Here is a 14,726-nt window from a genome sequence, read left to right as displayed (position 1 = left end):
CGTTTGTACTCTTCGGAATCCGCGGAGGGACGAACACAACGCGTAAAAAGCGTCCGACCTGACTGCGTGGTATGGGGTTGTTTCGAACGAGCGGGATACTCGGGATCGCGGAGTCCGCACTCGAGTTCGCGCTCGCTGCCTCCGAAGAGGCCCATCCTAACGAGTATATGGGCTTCCTCCGGGGCGATGACGCCAGCAAGCTCGGGCTCGACGAAGATGGGACAGTTCTGACCGACGTTCTCGTTATCCCGGGGACAGAGTCGAACCCGGTCAGTGCGACCGTCAAGACGAGCATGGTGCCGAATGATATGCGAGCAGCAGGGTCAATTCACTCGCACCCGAACGGTGTCCTCAAACCCAGCGACGCCGACCTCGCGACGTTTGGTCGCGGCGACGTCCATATCATCGTCGGCTACCCGTATGGCCACGATGACTGGAAGGCGTTCGACAGCGACGGAACAGAAGTCGAACTGCCGGTGCTCGACGTAGAGCCGCCCGAAGAGTCTTTTTTCGATTTCGACCAGGCTGACATCGACGCCGAGCTACGCGAGGAGGAGTTCGATCAGTGACCCGCGTCGTCGCACAGGGAACATTCGACATTCTGCACCCGGGCCACGTCCACTACCTGCAGGACGCCGCCGACATGGGTGATGAACTCCACGTCATCGTGGCCCGCTCGGTCAACGTCACGCACAAGGAGCCGCCTGTCGTCCCGGACGAGCAACGCCGGGAGATGGTCGGGGCGCTCAAGCCGGTTGACGAAGCACATCTCGGCCACTCCGAAGATATCTTCATCCCGATCGAGCGCATCGAACCGGACATCATCGCACTGGGCTACGACCAGCACCACGACGACGAGCAACTCGAAGCGGCGCTGTCCGCCCGGGGTATCGACTGTGATATCTGTCGGGCCAGTCCGCTGGAAACTGAGGCGGCTGACCGGGTCCTGTCGACTGGCCGGATTATCGACCGGATTCTCGACGAACGGAGCTGAGAAGACAACACTTTCGAGGTCGCAGGCCAACTAGTGGCTATGTCAACCGTCACGACAGGCCGGACGCTTGACGCCAACGGCGACCCCGTTCCGGGAACCGGGTTCGAACTGGACCCCGATAGCCAGTTCGCCGACCGAGTTCGGGAGCGAACCGGCCCTGTCACGTCACATCCGACCCGACCTGTGTGGGGCATCCCGCTGGAGGGATCGGGCGACACCATCCGGACGCTCAGCGTCTTCGGACCCGGCTACGGCGGGCCACCCGAACACTATCACGAGCAGAGCCCGGAACGCTTCGAAGTCGAACGGGGCTCGCTGACGATGATGCTTGATGGCACGGACCACGAGGTGACGGCGGGCGAAACGGCCACCGTCGAGACAGGCGTCACGCACACCTTCCGGAACGACACCGACAAGCGAGCCATCGTCATCACGAACATCTACTCGCCGGGTCGACTCCGGCAAGTACTCCCGACACTCGGCGGTCTGGCCCACGACGACGATGGAAACCCCGAGAACCCGCTCCAGCAGGCCCTCGTCGCGGACCGTCTCGACGGCAACACAGTCTTCACGAGACAGGAACGGCTCGAACCGCTGTCACGGCTCCTCACGCCGGTCGCAGAACTCGCTGGCTATCAGGGTGCCTACGCGAAGTACACGCAGCCGGCCTTCTGGGAGCGCCACGTCGAACAGCCTGACCTATGACAGCCTCCCTGCGGTGAACGGCGGGGTTGTTCGCCATCACGCTGCCCCCTCGACGGTGACCGTTGCTTCCGAGACCACCCGTTCGTCAAAGGCATCCGTGCCGGCCTCAACCGCCAGCGCGTACTCGCCGGGTGACGCGTCGTTTGGGACGGCCACAGCCAGGGTACCGGTAACCGAATCAACAACAGGGTCCCAGACTAGCTCAGGTGGATACGACTCCCGAACGGCGGTCGGCTCCGGCTTGAATCCCTTGTGTGTCACCTGCCAGCGCTCGGGAATCTCGGCCAGTTGCCAGGTCAGGACGCCAACTGACGAGGCCTGCACTTCGATCCGTGATGTCTCACCGGGCGCGACGGACGCATCTGCGGTCTCGACGGCGAGACCGCCGTTCGAGCCGTCGCCAGGGGACCCACAGCCGGCCAGGCAAAGCGTTCCGGCCGAGAGGACGAGCACCATTCTCCGGGTACGCATACCGACTGTTCCAGCGGTTGGAGCAAAATAGTTCGCCGGCAACTGCTCGAAACAGCGTCTGGTTCGAACGCCATCGCTGTTCAGAAATCAAGTGGATTCCCACCAGAAAACTGTACATTCGTATTCATCCGCCAGCGAGCATGGTAAAACACAAGCATGAATACCGGGGGGTGGAAGTCATCGGTCCGGTGATTGCCCTCGCCGCCGAATGGAAAACTGCCATGTCAGGAACCGCAAGCGCGGTCGTGTTACAGACCGGCGGTCCAGCGATCTCCGCCGAGGCGGCCAGCTATCTCGCGGGGGGACTCGCAGCCCTCGCCGTCGGGTTAGCGGCGCTGGGATCCGGGTTCGCCGAGCGTGGTATCGGTGCGGCGGCGGTCGGGGCCATCGCCGAGGACCCCGATATGTTCGGTCGAGGCCTCATTCTCACAGTCCTGCCCGAGACCCTCGTCATCCTCACGCTGGTGACAGTGTTCGTCGTAACGTAGCAGAAGTAGCCGTCTCCGCGGCCTGTCCACTCTTTTGTTGCGGTCCAGACGGCTGCGCTACCGAGTGTCGAAGAGAGTGAGCCGCAGCGAGGCGCTTAGATCAGGTCCGCCTCGGCGAGGCGGTCGACGGCTTCTTGCAGTCGCTCCTTGCTGTTGGCGTAAGAGATACGAGCGTAGCCGGGCGTCCCGAACGCGGTTCCGGGGACGGTCGCGACCTGTGCCTCGGAGATAGCCTGATCACACCATTCGGTATCGTCACCATCCGGCGCGATTTCGGGCATCATGTAGAACGCGCCCTGTGGCTCGGGGACGTGGACGCCGTGGTCTTCGAACAGGCCCATGAGGAACTCGCGGCGCTCGGCAAAGGCCTGACGCATCTCCTCGACGGCGTCGTCGGTGTTCGTGATGGCCTCGACGCCGGCGTGCTGGACGAAGTTCACGGCACAGGAGACGGAGTGAGAGTGGACCTTGCCGGCCTGTGAGACCAGTTCTTCCGGGGCCGCGAAGTAACCCAGCCGCCAGCCGGTCATCGAGTAGGCCTTCGAGAAGCCGTTGAGGGTGATTGTTCGGTCTTCCATGCCTTCAAGCGTGCCCAGCGAGACGGCTTCGACGCCGTCGTAGGTGATCTCCTTGTAGATCTCGTCCGAGATGACCGTGATGTCGTGCTCGACAGCGAGGTCACGGACGCCCTCCAGCGCATCGCGGGAGTACACCGCGCCGTGGGGGTTGCCCGGCGAGTTGACGACAAGCAGTTCCGTCTCGTCGGATACGGCGTCAGCGAGGTCGTCGAGCGCGCCTTCAAGCTGGAAGTCGTGGGTGGCAGTGTCGACACGGGTCAGCGTCCCGCCGGCGAGTTTCGCCATCGCTTCGTAGGACACCCAGGCCGGGTCGAGCAGGGCGACCTCGTCGCCGTCATCGATGATGGTCTGGAAGATCTCGTACAGCGCCTGCTTACCGCCCGGCGTGACGATGAGGTTGTCCGGGCCGTACTGAGTGAGACCGTCATCGTGGAGACTGTCGGCGATTGCCTCCTTCAGTTCGGGGATGCCGTTGGAGGACGTGTAGCCGGTGTGGCCGGCGTCAAGTGCGTCCTTGGCGGCGTCTTTGATGTTCTCTGGCGTGTCGAAGTCGGGTTCGCCGACGCTCAGGTCGACGACGTCTTTCCCCTCGGCTTCCAGCTCTGCGGCCTTGTTGCTGATTGCGAGGGTCGCGCTCGGTTCTACACGTTCGACGCGGGATGCAAAGTCCATAGTCATTGTTCGAGTTCAGTGGCGAGTTCGATTGCGCTCCGGACGGCTGAGTCCCCCTTGTCGGTTCGGACCTCGGCCTCGTCCTGGCTCATGCCCGGGCCGATGATGCCCAGCGTGACGGGGGTGTCTCGGTCGAGGGAGACGTCGGTCAGCCCCTGCGCGGCGGCGTTGCCGATGATCTGGTCGTGGTCGGTGTCGCCGCTGATGATTGCGCCGAGGACGGCCACGGCGTCGATGTCCGACCGGCGCGCGAGCCGGTCGGCGGCCAGCGGCGTATCGTAGGACCCCGGGACATCAATCGACGCGACAATCTCGGCGTCATTGTCGGCAGCGGCCTCGTAAGCCCCGTGCTCCATCTCCTCGATAACGGCCCCGTGTTTATCATACTGGGCGACAACCAGCCCGAGCTGCACCATACCTGACACCCGGGCAGGGGCGACTAAAGAACTACCGTTCCGTGCTTGCACGGCCACAGGTCGTTACGTCGATATCGGCGACGGGCGAGTAGCTTAAAATCCTGTTATAGAAACCAGAAGGATTCTAATGCCCCATGTGCTTGAGCCAGATATGGCTGAGTCGTCCCTGCTGTCTGCCCTCCACGATTTCCGGGACCGGAGCCGGTCCTGGTTCGCGGACGACCCCCGCGCCGCCGTGAAGCTCGTCGTCGCCGTGACGCTTCTCGGACTCGTCCTCAGAATCGCGGCGCTCGGGAGCCGCGTCGCCCACTTCGACGAGGGCCGCGTGGCCTACTGGGCGCTGCATCTCCGCGATTCTGGGTCGTTCGCGTATCGCTACATCATCCACGGCCCGTTCATTCAACACGTCGATAGCTGGATGTTCACCGTCGCTGCGCCGACCGACTTCACGATGCGGCTCCCGGTCGCGATTGTCGGCGGCCTGCTCCCGCTGACAGCGCTGCTCTTTCGCAAGCACCTCCGGTCCGACGAGACTGTTCTCATGGCTGTGTTTCTCGCACTCAATCCGGTGCTGTTGTACTTCTCGCGGTTCATGCGCAGCGACGTGCTGGTCGCGGCGTTCATGTTCACCGCCTTCGGCCTGCTCGTCCGGTTCGTTGACACTCGGAAGGCGCGGTATCTCTACGGCGTCGCCGCGTTCATGGCGCTCGGGTTCGCCTCGAAGGAGAACGCCATCGTCTACGTGCTAACGTGGCTCGGCGCGACCGGCCTTCTGCTGGCGAAGATGCTCGTCCTCCCGAACGGCTACCGCGACGCCGTCGGCTTCCTCCGGACCGTCCCGAGCCTCGGTGCAATCTGGGGCCGGCTGTCGGGCCGGGCCCGGGCGGATGTAGGGCTCGTTGTCAACATCGTTCGCTCGTTCCGCAACCGCCATGACAGCGCCGCCTCCGTCCTCGCAGCGTACGCGAGCCACATCGTCCTTGCCGCGCTGGTGTTCGGCTTCGTCTCGTTGTTCTTCTACGCCCCGCGGGGGGCCGGTGTCGCGGGCATCGAACACCCGCCGGCACCGGTCGCGAGTGGCGACGTGAACTTCTGGTCCGGCGTGACGAACCCATCGCTGTTCCCGGAACTCGTCCAGACCACATGGGAGCGCGTCGTCGGCCAGTACAGCGAGTGGTTCTCGCCGGCCTCGGAGAAAGCCACGACCACTGAAACGGGCCTAGTCGACTCTATCGAAACGTTCTACGAGAGCGTCGACGGCCACTACGAGGTGCTGCTGAAAGCGCTGGGCTACACCGCCGCCCCGCTGGTCCTGTTCTCGGCGTTCGGGTACGCACTGGACCGGCTCGGAACCGTCGAGCCGCGCCACCTCGTCCCGTTCGCGGCCTACGGCGGCTACGTCTCGATTCTGGGCTACCCCATCGGGACCGACATCGGCGCGCCGTGGCTCGCCGTCCACGTCGTGGTCCCGCTGTCGATTCCGGCCGCCGTCGGACTCGCTGCTGTGATCCGGTGGGGGAACGAATCGCTGTCGACCGACGACGTGACCGGCGCTGCCATCGCCGCTGCCATCGTCCTGCTCGTTACTGCACTCGTCGTCAACACGACCGCAACGCGGGTGTACACCAACGAGCATCTGGAGGGGAACCCGCTGGTCCAGTACGCCCAGCCACAGGAGTCGCTCCGGACGGACCTGGCGGAGATGGACCGAATCGCGACGGCCAACGGAAACGGCACCGATGTCGTCATGTATCACGGAGAGCGCGGCGACGCCTACGACGCCGATGACGCGTACGTCAAAGAAGACCGCGGTCAGTGGAACGACTCGTGGTGGAACACCAGACCGACCTGCTTGCAATGGCACAATTCACTGCCGCTGCCGTGGTACTACGCGGCCGAGGACGTGAACGTTTCCTGTGAGAACCGGTCCGACAGGCTCGCCGAGCAGGCGCAGGCGGACCAGCCACCGATAGTCATCACCCAGCAGATTGACAGCACGGTCCCTGCCGAACAGCTCGAAGCCGCCGGATACGTGCCCAGAACCCACCGGATGCGAACGAAATACGGCTCGAACGACATGACGGTGTGGGTCCACGAGTCCTACGGCCGAGAACCGAACGGTTAACCCTGCTGCTGTGAAAGCGCGCGGTATGACGCTCACGTCACCAGGGCCGACCGTCGGCGTGGTCGGCGGTGGCCAACTCGGCCGGATGCTGGGCGAGGCGGCTGCGCCGCTCGGCCTCGAACTGCTCGTGACCGACCCGACGCCGGATTGCCCGGCCGCGCCGGTCGTCCGCGACCAGATTGTCGGGGACTTCGACGAGGCGGCAACCCTGCGGGAACTCGCCGAGCGCGCCGACTACCTCACCTTCGAGATCGAACTGGCCGACCCGGACGTGCTTGAACGGGTCGCTGAAGAGACAGGGACGCCGGTACATCCCGCTCCCGAAACGCTCCGAACGATTCAGGACAAGCTCGTCCAGAAGCGCCGGCTGTCGGACGCTGGCGTTCCGGTCCCCGAGTTCCGCGCCGTTGACACCGCCGATGACCTCCGTGAGGCCTGCGAGGAACTGGGCTACCCCGCAATGCTCAAGGCCCGAACCGGCGGCTACGATGGCCGCGGGAACATCCGTGTTGAGGGCCCAGAGGACGTTGCGGACGCTTTCGACGAGATCGCCGGCCCCGCGATGGTCGAGGCGATGGTCGATTTCGAGCGGGAACTGGCGGTCATGGGCTGTCGCGGTGCAGACGAGCGAGACACGTTCCCGGTCACCGAGACGATTCACCGTGAGGAAATCCTCCGGGAGTCCGTCGCGCCGGCCAGAGCGTCACGAGCCGTCCGCGAACGCGCCCGAGATGTCGCGCACGACGTGTTCGACGTGATGGAGGGTCGCGGCGTGTTCGGCATCGAACTGTTCGAGACGACCGACGGCGAGATCCTTCTCAACGAGATCGCGCCGCGCCCGCACAACTCCGGCCACTGGACTATCGAAGGGTGTCACACCTCGCAGTTTGAGCAACACCTCCGCGCTGTCACCGGCCAGCCGCTGGGGTCGACCGACCAGCGGTTCCCCACTGTGTCGACCAACATCCTCGGGGATGTCTCAGAGCGCCAGCCGGCGGAGCTACGGGGCGAGGACAGTGTGCTTGGGACGCCGCGGGCACACCTGCACTGGTACGGCAAGCTCGAAGTGTACGGCCTCCGGAAGATGGGGCACGTGACGCTGACCGACGACGACCGCGACGGCCTGCTCGCCGACGCCCGCGACCTCCGTGACGGGCTGACCTTCGAGTGACCGCCACCGACTGCGTCGTGAGTGGGATCTAGAGACTGACCACGGTCCGGAACCGAGCGGTCTTTGGCTCTGCAGTCCCGAGTCGGCGTATGGACCGACGGCAGTTTCTCCGTGCGGCCGGCCCGGCGGCAGTCGCAGGGCTCGCCGGTTGTCTCGGCGGTGGGAGCGCTGACACCGACTACGACGTGGGGATGTCTGCGAAGGCGTTTCGCCCGGTACAGATTACCGTCGAACCGGGGACAACCGTGCGGTGGCTCAACACGAGCAAGCAGGGCCATTCGGTCACGGCCTACGAGGACGATATCCCCGACGAGGCCGATTACTTCGCCTCCGGCGGCTTCGACACCGAGCAGGCGGCCCGTGACAACTGGGGGAACTCCTCTGGCGGGACGATGTACGAGGGTGACGATTTCACCCACACTTTCGAGACAGTCGGCGAGTATGCCTACTTCTGCATCCCACACGAACGAGCCGGGATGGTCGGGACTGTCGTCGTAACCGAAAACCCCGATACGGCGAGCGGCGAGTAGCCACGTCATCACTTTTCTCGCAGCATCCTCGTCCGCGCTGAGCGAGCCGTTCACACGCTGTTTTGCGTTCTCGGTTGCTAGCTTATCGCCGTCGTGTGACAGTATACGTCACAGTAGAGACTCGCGTCTGCCGCGTCGCTGTTAGAGGGTCTCTCACTACGGCGGAAAAATCGAACGTCGGTGCTTGAACGTGTTAGGCTTCGACGTCGACGTCTTCTTCGTCCACGTCGACGGCCGTCTCTTCTTCGGCGGCGACTTCTTCGGGCCGCGCTTCGAGCGTGGTCTTCTTGATCTCGACGCGTCGGAGCGGGTAGATGTCCTTGGCCTCGCCGTAGATAGCCGAGGAGAGGCGCCCTTCGACGACACTGTCGATGAGCTGTTCGAAGGTGTGGTCTTCGGCCGTCTCGCGAACGAGGTCGATCATCGTTCGGCGGATGGCCTTCTCCTGAGAGGCGTCGGCCTTCTTGGTCGTCACGGCGACCGGCTGAATCTGGACGCGGTAGTCGTCCGTGGTCAGCACGGTGATGTAGGCCTCAACCTTCGAGGAGCCCCGGCGGACGAGCGAGCGGAGATAGTCCCGTGTGAGTTCGTGGCGGATGAACTCCGTGTACGCTGAGTCCGAGGCGACCTCGTTGATCTTGAAGGTCAGCTTCGTGTTGTTCTCGCTGGCGTCGTTGGTCAGTTCGCCGAGCGTTGTTTCGATGGTGCGTCCGAGCACCTTGTCCGGTTCCTCTGCCGGTGTCTTACCGAGAACCTCCCGGTCGAACTGCTCGGGAGCCTGCACGGTGTACCACCGTTTCTGTTCTGTGCGCTTGGAAACGCTTCGTTCACTCATGGTTGGATTGTGTGTGTTGGTCTGCGAGCTGTGCTGCAACCCGGATGTTGACGACGTAGTCGTCGACGGTCGCCTGCAGGCCGCCGGTCGAATCACGCTCGACAGTTGTGACCACGGCATCACCCTCGACACGCGTGGTCATTTCATCGGTGTTGTCCGGCCGCACCGCGCGTGCGACGCGTTCGGGCGAGTCGTGTGTCGTCCGAATCTCGGCCCGTCTCATACTGCCTCCCGGAACGCTTCGATGAAGTCGGCCGTCGAAACGTCGAACCGGGCGCGTGCCCGGTCGCCCGTTCCAACGGCGTCGCCGCCGACTGTTTCGGCGGCTGCGTGCATCGTTTCGGCCACGTCCCGGCCGTCCGTGGCGCGGGCTGCGGCCCGGTCGTCGGTGACAACGAGTGTCACCGGTTCCGGCGCGCGGTAGTCTGCGAATAGGCGGGCGACAGTGCCGGTCGGCATCGCGTCGCCGCGAGCGACGAACAGGCCGTCGTACCGGCCTGTGGTCGCTTCGGACACTGCGTCGTGGGCGCGTGTGGCGTGACTGCGCCAGGTGGCCAGCGCGTCCTCGCTGACGGCCTCGTGACCGAGTGCGAGTGCGACGGCGGTGCCCGGCTGTTCGCGGGCGACGGCGTCGAGCACGTCGGCGTAGCCACCGACAGTCTCGAAGGGGCCGCCTGCTGTCGGACGGAGTGCGCGCTGGACCGCGTCGGCGGCCCGGGGCGGCGCGTCCGTGGTTACTGTCAGCGCGACCAGCGACGCGAGGCGTCGGTGGTCGTCGGCCGACGGAGGTCCGTCGGGCGAGATGTCGAGTTCCGCCAGTGTGGCCCGCGCTGCGTCGGCGTCGCCCGAGAAGGGCGCGACGAACAGCGTCGAGTGGGCCAGCCCGTCCGCGAGGTCTGTACCCGGCACTGCGACGCCGGGCCGCTGGTCGAGCCCCGCCTGCTCGGCGGCTTCGGCGACGGTCCCGTCAACGTCCCCGGCGGCAATCGTGCCGGCTAGGGCGAGCGCGGGGTCGGCCGTACCGAGTTCGCGGGCGGTCTCGAAGGCAGTCGCGGCGGCGCGGTCGGTCAACGTTACGTCGGCGGTCGGCTGCGTGCGACCGATTGCGATGGTGATGTCGGTCTCAGTGGTCCGGTCGGGGTCCTCGAACGGGCGGACGACGCTCGCCTGGAACGGCGTGTCGCCTAGTGCCCGCGCCAGCAGGCCGGTCGCGGCCAGCGCCTCGCCGGTCGCGTCGCTGACGAGGCGCACAAAGGCGGCCTCCCGCAGCGACCCGGCGAGGTCACCGGGCGACGTGGCTGGTGTCGGTTCCCGACCGGTCGCCGACATCTATTCGAGACCCAGCGCCTCGACGGCGTTGTCGTAGCTGTAGGTGAAGTCCTCGTCGACCTCGTCACCGCGGTAGTAGTCGATGAGGCGTCGGATCTTCGACTGCGTGTTCTGGAGCGCACGCTTGTTCTGGTAGTCACCGGGGTTCTCGTCCATGTGGTCGCGAAGGCGGACGGCCCGTTCGAGCAGGTTCCGAAGGTCTTCTGGCAGGTCCGGTTCGGCTTCGTTTTCCTCGAGGATCTCAGTGACTTTCTTGCCGGTCGCGAGCGAGACGTCAGGGATCGGCGTGCCCTGAACGCCCTCGTCGCGCAGCTTCAGGCCGATCTCGCTGGGCGAGTGGCCCTGTTCGGCCAGTTCGACGACGCGCGCTTCGATGGCGTCCTCGTCAACGTCGCTCCACTCCGGGGGTTCGTCTGCCGCCGGTTTGTCCGAGTCGGACGAACCGCGACGGCGTGTATGCATTCGTGCCATTGTAATCTGGTTGGAACCGCACGAACCGCTCTCGTTACGAGGCGTATTGGCACTGTACAGTGCCGAACACGGCCGCAATCCCGAGCTGTGAAAGTCCACAGCGAGTCAGATTTGCGGTCGTGCTGTTCCCATCTTCCTGTCTGAGAGGGCGCGACTAAACCGTTCCGCTTCCCAGCCGAGTCTCGAAACGACGACACCGTCCACGAATCCATACCACAGAGAACCTTCTTCGCAGTATTACAATTGATAACGTGCCCGACTGTTTTAAATTGTTTGCCGGAGTACGTCTGTGTAATATGGGTAGCGCTGGGTGGGGCCTCGGAAACCGTGGGCAAAGTGCTCCGCTCGGACTGGCGCTAGTTTTTGCGGTGATGATTGTATCGACGACAGCGGTCGTCGCACTGGGTGCTGACGCAATCACGACCACGCAGACGCAACTCGATGTGGAACGAACCGAAAAGTCGTTGACGGAACTCAACTCCAAAACCGCGCTCGTGGCACTGGGACAGACGGACGTACAACAGGTTTCCCTTCCCGCGAGCAGTTCAAGCACCTATCAAATCGACGAGGATGCCGGGTGGATGAACGTCTCCTATCAGAATACAACGTCCGGGAGTCGGACGACCGTATTCAACGAATCGATGGGTGAGGTGGCGTATCACGGCAGCGATGAGACGCGACTCGCGTATCAGGGGGGCGGCGTCTGGCGGACTAACGGCGACGGAACATCGGTGATGGTGTCCCCACCCGAGTTCCACTACCGGGATGCGACGCTAACGCTGCCGCTCGTAACGGTGAGTGGGTCCGGGGCAATCAGAGACAGTGCGTCGATCTCTCACAACCAGACAACGTCGCACTTTCCGAACAGCACGCGCAACGCGAATTTCACGAACCCGCTTGAAGATGGGAAAGTCAACGTTACTGTCCAGAGCGAGTACTACCGCGCATGGGGAGGGTACTTCGAGGAGCGAACGGACGGTGACGTGACGTACCACCCCGATAGGAATCGGGTTTCGATTATTCTCAAGGTCCCTGCAGGGCCGCGAACGGTGCGGAGCGCCGTCGCCGCGACGAGCGACGCCGGTTCGATCAAACTGAGCGGGAACGATGCATTTACCGACAGCTATACTTCGGCGGACGGGGACGGCTACGACGCCTCCGAGGCCGGTGATAGCGGCAATCTCACGACGGCAGGCGATATCACCGTCACCGGGAGTGCGGAACTGAACGGAAACATCACCTCGGGCGGTCGCGTCGAATTCAGTAGTAACTCGATGACGTTCAACGGCGACCGGGTAGAATGGGCGGACACGTTCGACGACAAACACGGAGCGTGTTCGGGTTCCTGCTCCGACGAACAGATCAGTTCGTTTGGCGACACTACCAATATCAACTCGTATGTCGACACACAGGTCGACGGACTCTCGTCGTCGAACGATAACGGTGGAACGATAGCCGACGACGGCGTTATCGACGGGACAGAGGGGACGACGACGCTGTCTGCGGGCCGCTATCACGTCGACAGAATCGACTTGAGCGACGATGTTGAGTTCGACACGACAGGCGGAGACGTAATCATTGGCGTCGAGAATTACGTGAGCCTCAACACCAGGAACGACATCACGGTGTCCGGCCCGAACCAGGTGAAAATATACATAAACGGCACATCGCCTGCGTCGGGCGGGAGTGCTGACGGCTATCACTTCTTCACACGGGCGAGCGAGATCAGGACAACCGGTGCCGTCAGTGAGCGGTCAACACAGGTGTGGATCTACGGCAAAGACACCCTCCAAGCCCGGATGGAAAAGAAGGGATCAGATAAGTCTAGAGTCACCGGCGTCATCTATGCGCCGGGGGGAAAGACCGGTACGAGTACGTTCGAGATCTGGAAGAGCGAACTCTACGGCGGTGCGGTCACCAGCCAAGTCGAACTCGAAAAAGGTGGCAGAGTCCACTTTGACCGGGCGCTCAAACAGGAGCGCACAATTCCCAAAGACACAAGCGTGGTTGCGATCACCTACCTCCACATCTCGACGAACGACGTCAATATCACGTCCAACTGACAGCTGACACGCCCACGCCATTGCTATCAGAAGTAGTAGCGCTTGGCGTCGGTCGGTTTTCGCTGCGTCTGCCATAGACCGCCGCTAGTAGCGACTGTTCCGCGACCGGCCAGCAATCTTATCAACCATGATAACCACTGTCGGATGATGAACGTTCCCAGGGGTCAGCAACGCGCACAATCGGCCCCGCTTGGGCTTCTACTGGTCCTCAGTCTCGTCATCGTCGGGTCCGGTGTCGTTGTCAGCCTGGGAGCGACGGCGCTGGTCGATACTGAGGCCGGGCTCGATGTCTCCCGGGCGGAGACTGGGATGACCCAGCTGGACTCTCAGGCGGCGCTGGTGGCGCTTGGGAACGCCGACAGCCAGCGGGTATCACTCGTCGGGACGGACAAATCGACGTACCGAATCGACGACACCGCGGGTCGGATGACCGTCAACATCACCAACCACTCGGCCTCGCCCTCGACGACAACCACATTGATGTATGAGCGACTCGGCGCGGTCGTCTACGAAAACGGGAATCAGAAGATAGCCTATCAGGGCGGTGGGGTATGGCGGCGCTCCGCTGGTGGCAGTGTCATGGTTTCACCGCCGGAGTTCTACTACCGCGACGCGACGCTGACACTCCCGCTCATCACCGTCCGCGGTGACCGATCACTTGGCTCACGGGCGAGTATTTCGAAGGGCAGCACGACGCAGGTGTATCCTGACCAGGCGGCTGGGAACATCAATCCGCTGGATACGGGAACGGTCAACATCACCGTCAGGAGCGACTACTACCGGTCCTGGGGACGCTACTTCGAAGAGCGGACCGATGGCGATGCGTACTACGACCACGAAAACGACAGCGTGACCACGACGCTTGTCGTGCCAACGGGGCCGCGAGAAGTGACGAGCGCCGTCGCGGCCACGTCCGCTGGCGGACAGATTGCGCTCTCCGGCAGTGGTACCGACCCCGCTTGAACGGATAGCTACAATTCGTCTGTCGGCGATTATTCGACCTCACGGGGGTCGTTCGGAACAATCACCACAGCCGGTGACGTGTACGTGAAAGGGAACAGCGAGGTGGATGGCGCTGTTCGGTCCGGAGACCGGGTCGAGGTCAAAGGAAGCGGTGTCGTCACCCGTGACGTGGAATACTCGACCACGAAGCATATCAAGGGCACTGTTAACGGCAATGTCAGACAGATTTCGGGTGTCGAGGGAGCTGGCGCTATCGATGGCTTGGTGAACCGGCGAGTCGCCAACGCAAGCGATACCAATGCCAACGGCGCGACCGGCAGCATTTCGGGGAACCAGCTTGCCGCTGGTGACCAGACGCTGGACGCGGGCACATACTACCTCGAAGACCTGACGCTGAGCGGCGAGACGCTGACGATTAACACAGGTGGTGACGACGTGACTATCGCTGTCCGGGACTACGTCTACATCGAGAACAACGGGCGGATCAAGGTCAACGGTGGCGGAAAGGTCCGTCTCTACGTCAAAGGCGAAGCAATGTCCCCCAGCGGCCACCACTTCCACATCTATCGCACCGGGGACGTCGACATCGATAACGCCAACAACTCCAAGCAGTTCTGGATGTACGGCCGGTCGGACTTTGACGCCTTCATCGAGGGAGACACTGATACGCCGCAGTTTGAGGGCGTGATTTACGCACCCGCTGGCGGCGTCGGTGCAAGCAGTGTCTCGGTCAAAAAGGCGGAGCTGTACGGCGGCCTCGTCGCCGGGTCAGTTACGGTAGACAACGGCGGGCTGGTCCATTATGACCGAGCGCTCAGAAACGAGCGAGCCGTCCCGAAAAACACGAACATCATCCGGCTGACGTACCTCCACGTCTCGAAGAACCGGATCAACGTGACCAGCGGGTAGGGCTGG

The 14,726-nt window shown here is 63.4% G+C and carries 15 protein-coding genes and 1 pseudogene; 9 read left to right on the top strand and 7 right to left on the bottom strand.

Annotated features, from left to right (window positions below):
• Positions 1–71: 71 nt before the first annotated feature.
• The 3 genes from BDK61_RS11860 to BDK61_RS11850 are packed head-to-tail and all read left to right on the top strand — an operon-like array spanning position 72 to position 1,699.
• Positions 72–569 (top strand): Mov34/MPN/PAD-1 family protein, encoded by a 498-nt coding sequence (locus tag BDK61_RS11860; protein ID WP_004957088.1) that lies wholly within the window; start codon positions 72–74, stop codon positions 567–569.
• Positions 566–994 (top strand): adenylyltransferase/cytidyltransferase family protein, encoded by a 429-nt coding sequence (locus BDK61_RS11855; RefSeq protein ID WP_004957086.1) that lies wholly within the window; start codon positions 566–568, stop codon positions 992–994. The genes BDK61_RS11860 and BDK61_RS11855 overlap by 4 nt, the downstream gene beginning before the upstream one ends.
• Before the next feature lie 39 nt (positions 995–1,033).
• Positions 1,034–1,699 (top strand): cupin domain-containing protein, encoded by a 666-nt coding sequence (locus BDK61_RS11850; protein WP_007190806.1) that lies wholly within the window; start codon positions 1,034–1,036, stop codon positions 1,697–1,699.
• Between the two features lie 36 nt (positions 1,700–1,735).
• On the opposite strand, the gene BDK61_RS11845 is transcribed toward BDK61_RS11850, so the two are convergent.
• A complete protein-coding gene (locus BDK61_RS11845; protein WP_121303315.1) occupies positions 1,736–2,170 on the bottom strand; it encodes a hypothetical protein in 435 nt (144 codons plus the stop codon).
• A 221-nt stretch (positions 2,171–2,391) separates the two neighbouring features.
• Between BDK61_RS11845 and BDK61_RS11840 the strand changes: the two genes are divergently transcribed.
• A complete protein-coding gene (locus tag BDK61_RS11840; protein WP_121303933.1) occupies positions 2,392–2,658 on the top strand; it encodes an ATP synthase subunit C in 267 nt (88 codons plus the stop codon).
• Between the two features lie 95 nt (positions 2,659–2,753).
• On the opposite strand, the gene BDK61_RS11835 is transcribed toward BDK61_RS11840, so the two are convergent.
• Complete coding sequence (locus tag BDK61_RS11835; protein ID WP_121303314.1) at positions 2,754–3,914, bottom strand: pyridoxal phosphate-dependent aminotransferase; 1,161 nt, start codon at positions 3,912–3,914, stop codon at positions 2,754–2,756.
• On the bottom strand, positions 3,911–4,324 hold the full coding sequence (ribH, locus tag BDK61_RS11830) for a 6,7-dimethyl-8-ribityllumazine synthase (protein WP_121303313.1): 414 nt from the start codon (positions 4,322–4,324) through the stop codon (positions 3,911–3,913). The genes BDK61_RS11835 and ribH overlap by 4 nt, the downstream gene beginning before the upstream one ends.
• 151 nt (positions 4,325–4,475) lie before the next feature.
• Here ribH and BDK61_RS11825 point away from each other — a divergent pair, with 151 nt between their 5' ends.
• The 3 genes from BDK61_RS11825 (at position 4,476) to BDK61_RS11815 (ending at position 8,150) form a co-directional block, all read left to right on the top strand.
• A complete protein-coding gene (locus BDK61_RS11825) occupies positions 4,476–6,449 on the top strand; it encodes a flippase activity-associated protein Agl23 (protein WP_121303312.1) in 1,974 nt (657 codons plus the stop codon).
• A gap of 25 nt (positions 6,450–6,474) precedes the next feature.
• Entirely contained in the window at positions 6,475–7,620 is a 1,146-nt protein-coding gene (locus tag BDK61_RS11820) for a 5-(carboxyamino)imidazole ribonucleotide synthase (protein ID WP_121303311.1), read from the top strand.
• An 89-nt stretch (positions 7,621–7,709) separates the two neighbouring features.
• A complete protein-coding gene (locus BDK61_RS11815) occupies positions 7,710–8,150 on the top strand; it encodes a plastocyanin/azurin family copper-binding protein (protein WP_121303310.1) in 441 nt (146 codons plus the stop codon).
• Positions 8,151–8,343: 193 nt separating this feature from the next.
• Here the strand turns inward: BDK61_RS11815 and BDK61_RS11810 are convergent, their stop codons facing one another.
• From BDK61_RS11810 to BDK61_RS11795, 4 genes are read right to left on the bottom strand one after another with little or no spacing between them, the layout of a single operon-like run.
• Positions 8,344–8,985, bottom strand: a complete 642-nt coding sequence (locus BDK61_RS11810) for a 30S ribosomal protein S3ae (RefSeq protein ID WP_004957064.1) — start codon at positions 8,983–8,985, stop codon at positions 8,344–8,346.
• Positions 8,978–9,208 (bottom strand): KEOPS complex subunit Pcc1, encoded by a 231-nt coding sequence (locus BDK61_RS11805; RefSeq protein WP_004518217.1) that lies wholly within the window; start codon positions 9,206–9,208, stop codon positions 8,978–8,980. Before BDK61_RS11805 ends, BDK61_RS11810 begins: the two co-directional genes overlap by 8 nt.
• Positions 9,205–10,314: a hypothetical protein gene (locus BDK61_RS11800; protein WP_121303309.1), complete on the bottom strand. Its 1,110-nt coding sequence runs from the start codon at positions 10,312–10,314 to the stop codon at positions 9,205–9,207. Before BDK61_RS11800 ends, BDK61_RS11805 begins: the two co-directional genes overlap by 4 nt.
• Positions 10,315–10,785, bottom strand: coding sequence for a 30S ribosomal protein S15 (locus tag BDK61_RS11795; RefSeq protein ID WP_004957060.1), 471 nt, complete (start codon positions 10,783–10,785; stop codon positions 10,315–10,317).
• Between the two features lie 296 nt (positions 10,786–11,081).
• Here BDK61_RS11795 and BDK61_RS11790 point away from each other — a divergent pair, with 296 nt between their 5' ends.
• Entirely contained in the window at positions 11,082–12,848 is a 1,767-nt protein-coding gene (locus tag BDK61_RS11790; protein ID WP_241432601.1) for a DUF7289 family protein, read from the top strand.
• Positions 12,849–12,995: 147 nt separating this feature from the next.
• Positions 12,996–14,720: pseudogene (locus tag BDK61_RS11785) on the top strand (polymer-forming cytoskeletal protein).
• Positions 14,721–14,726: the final 6 nt, after the last annotated feature.

Origin of the sequence: Haloarcula quadrata (assembly GCF_003634715.1) — an archaeon.
Classification (GTDB): Archaea; Halobacteriota; Halobacteria; order Halobacteriales; family Haloarculaceae; genus Haloarcula; species Haloarcula marismortui.
The sequence above is the reverse complement of the archived record's forward strand: the minus strand, read 5'-3'. Positions and strand labels throughout refer to the sequence as shown.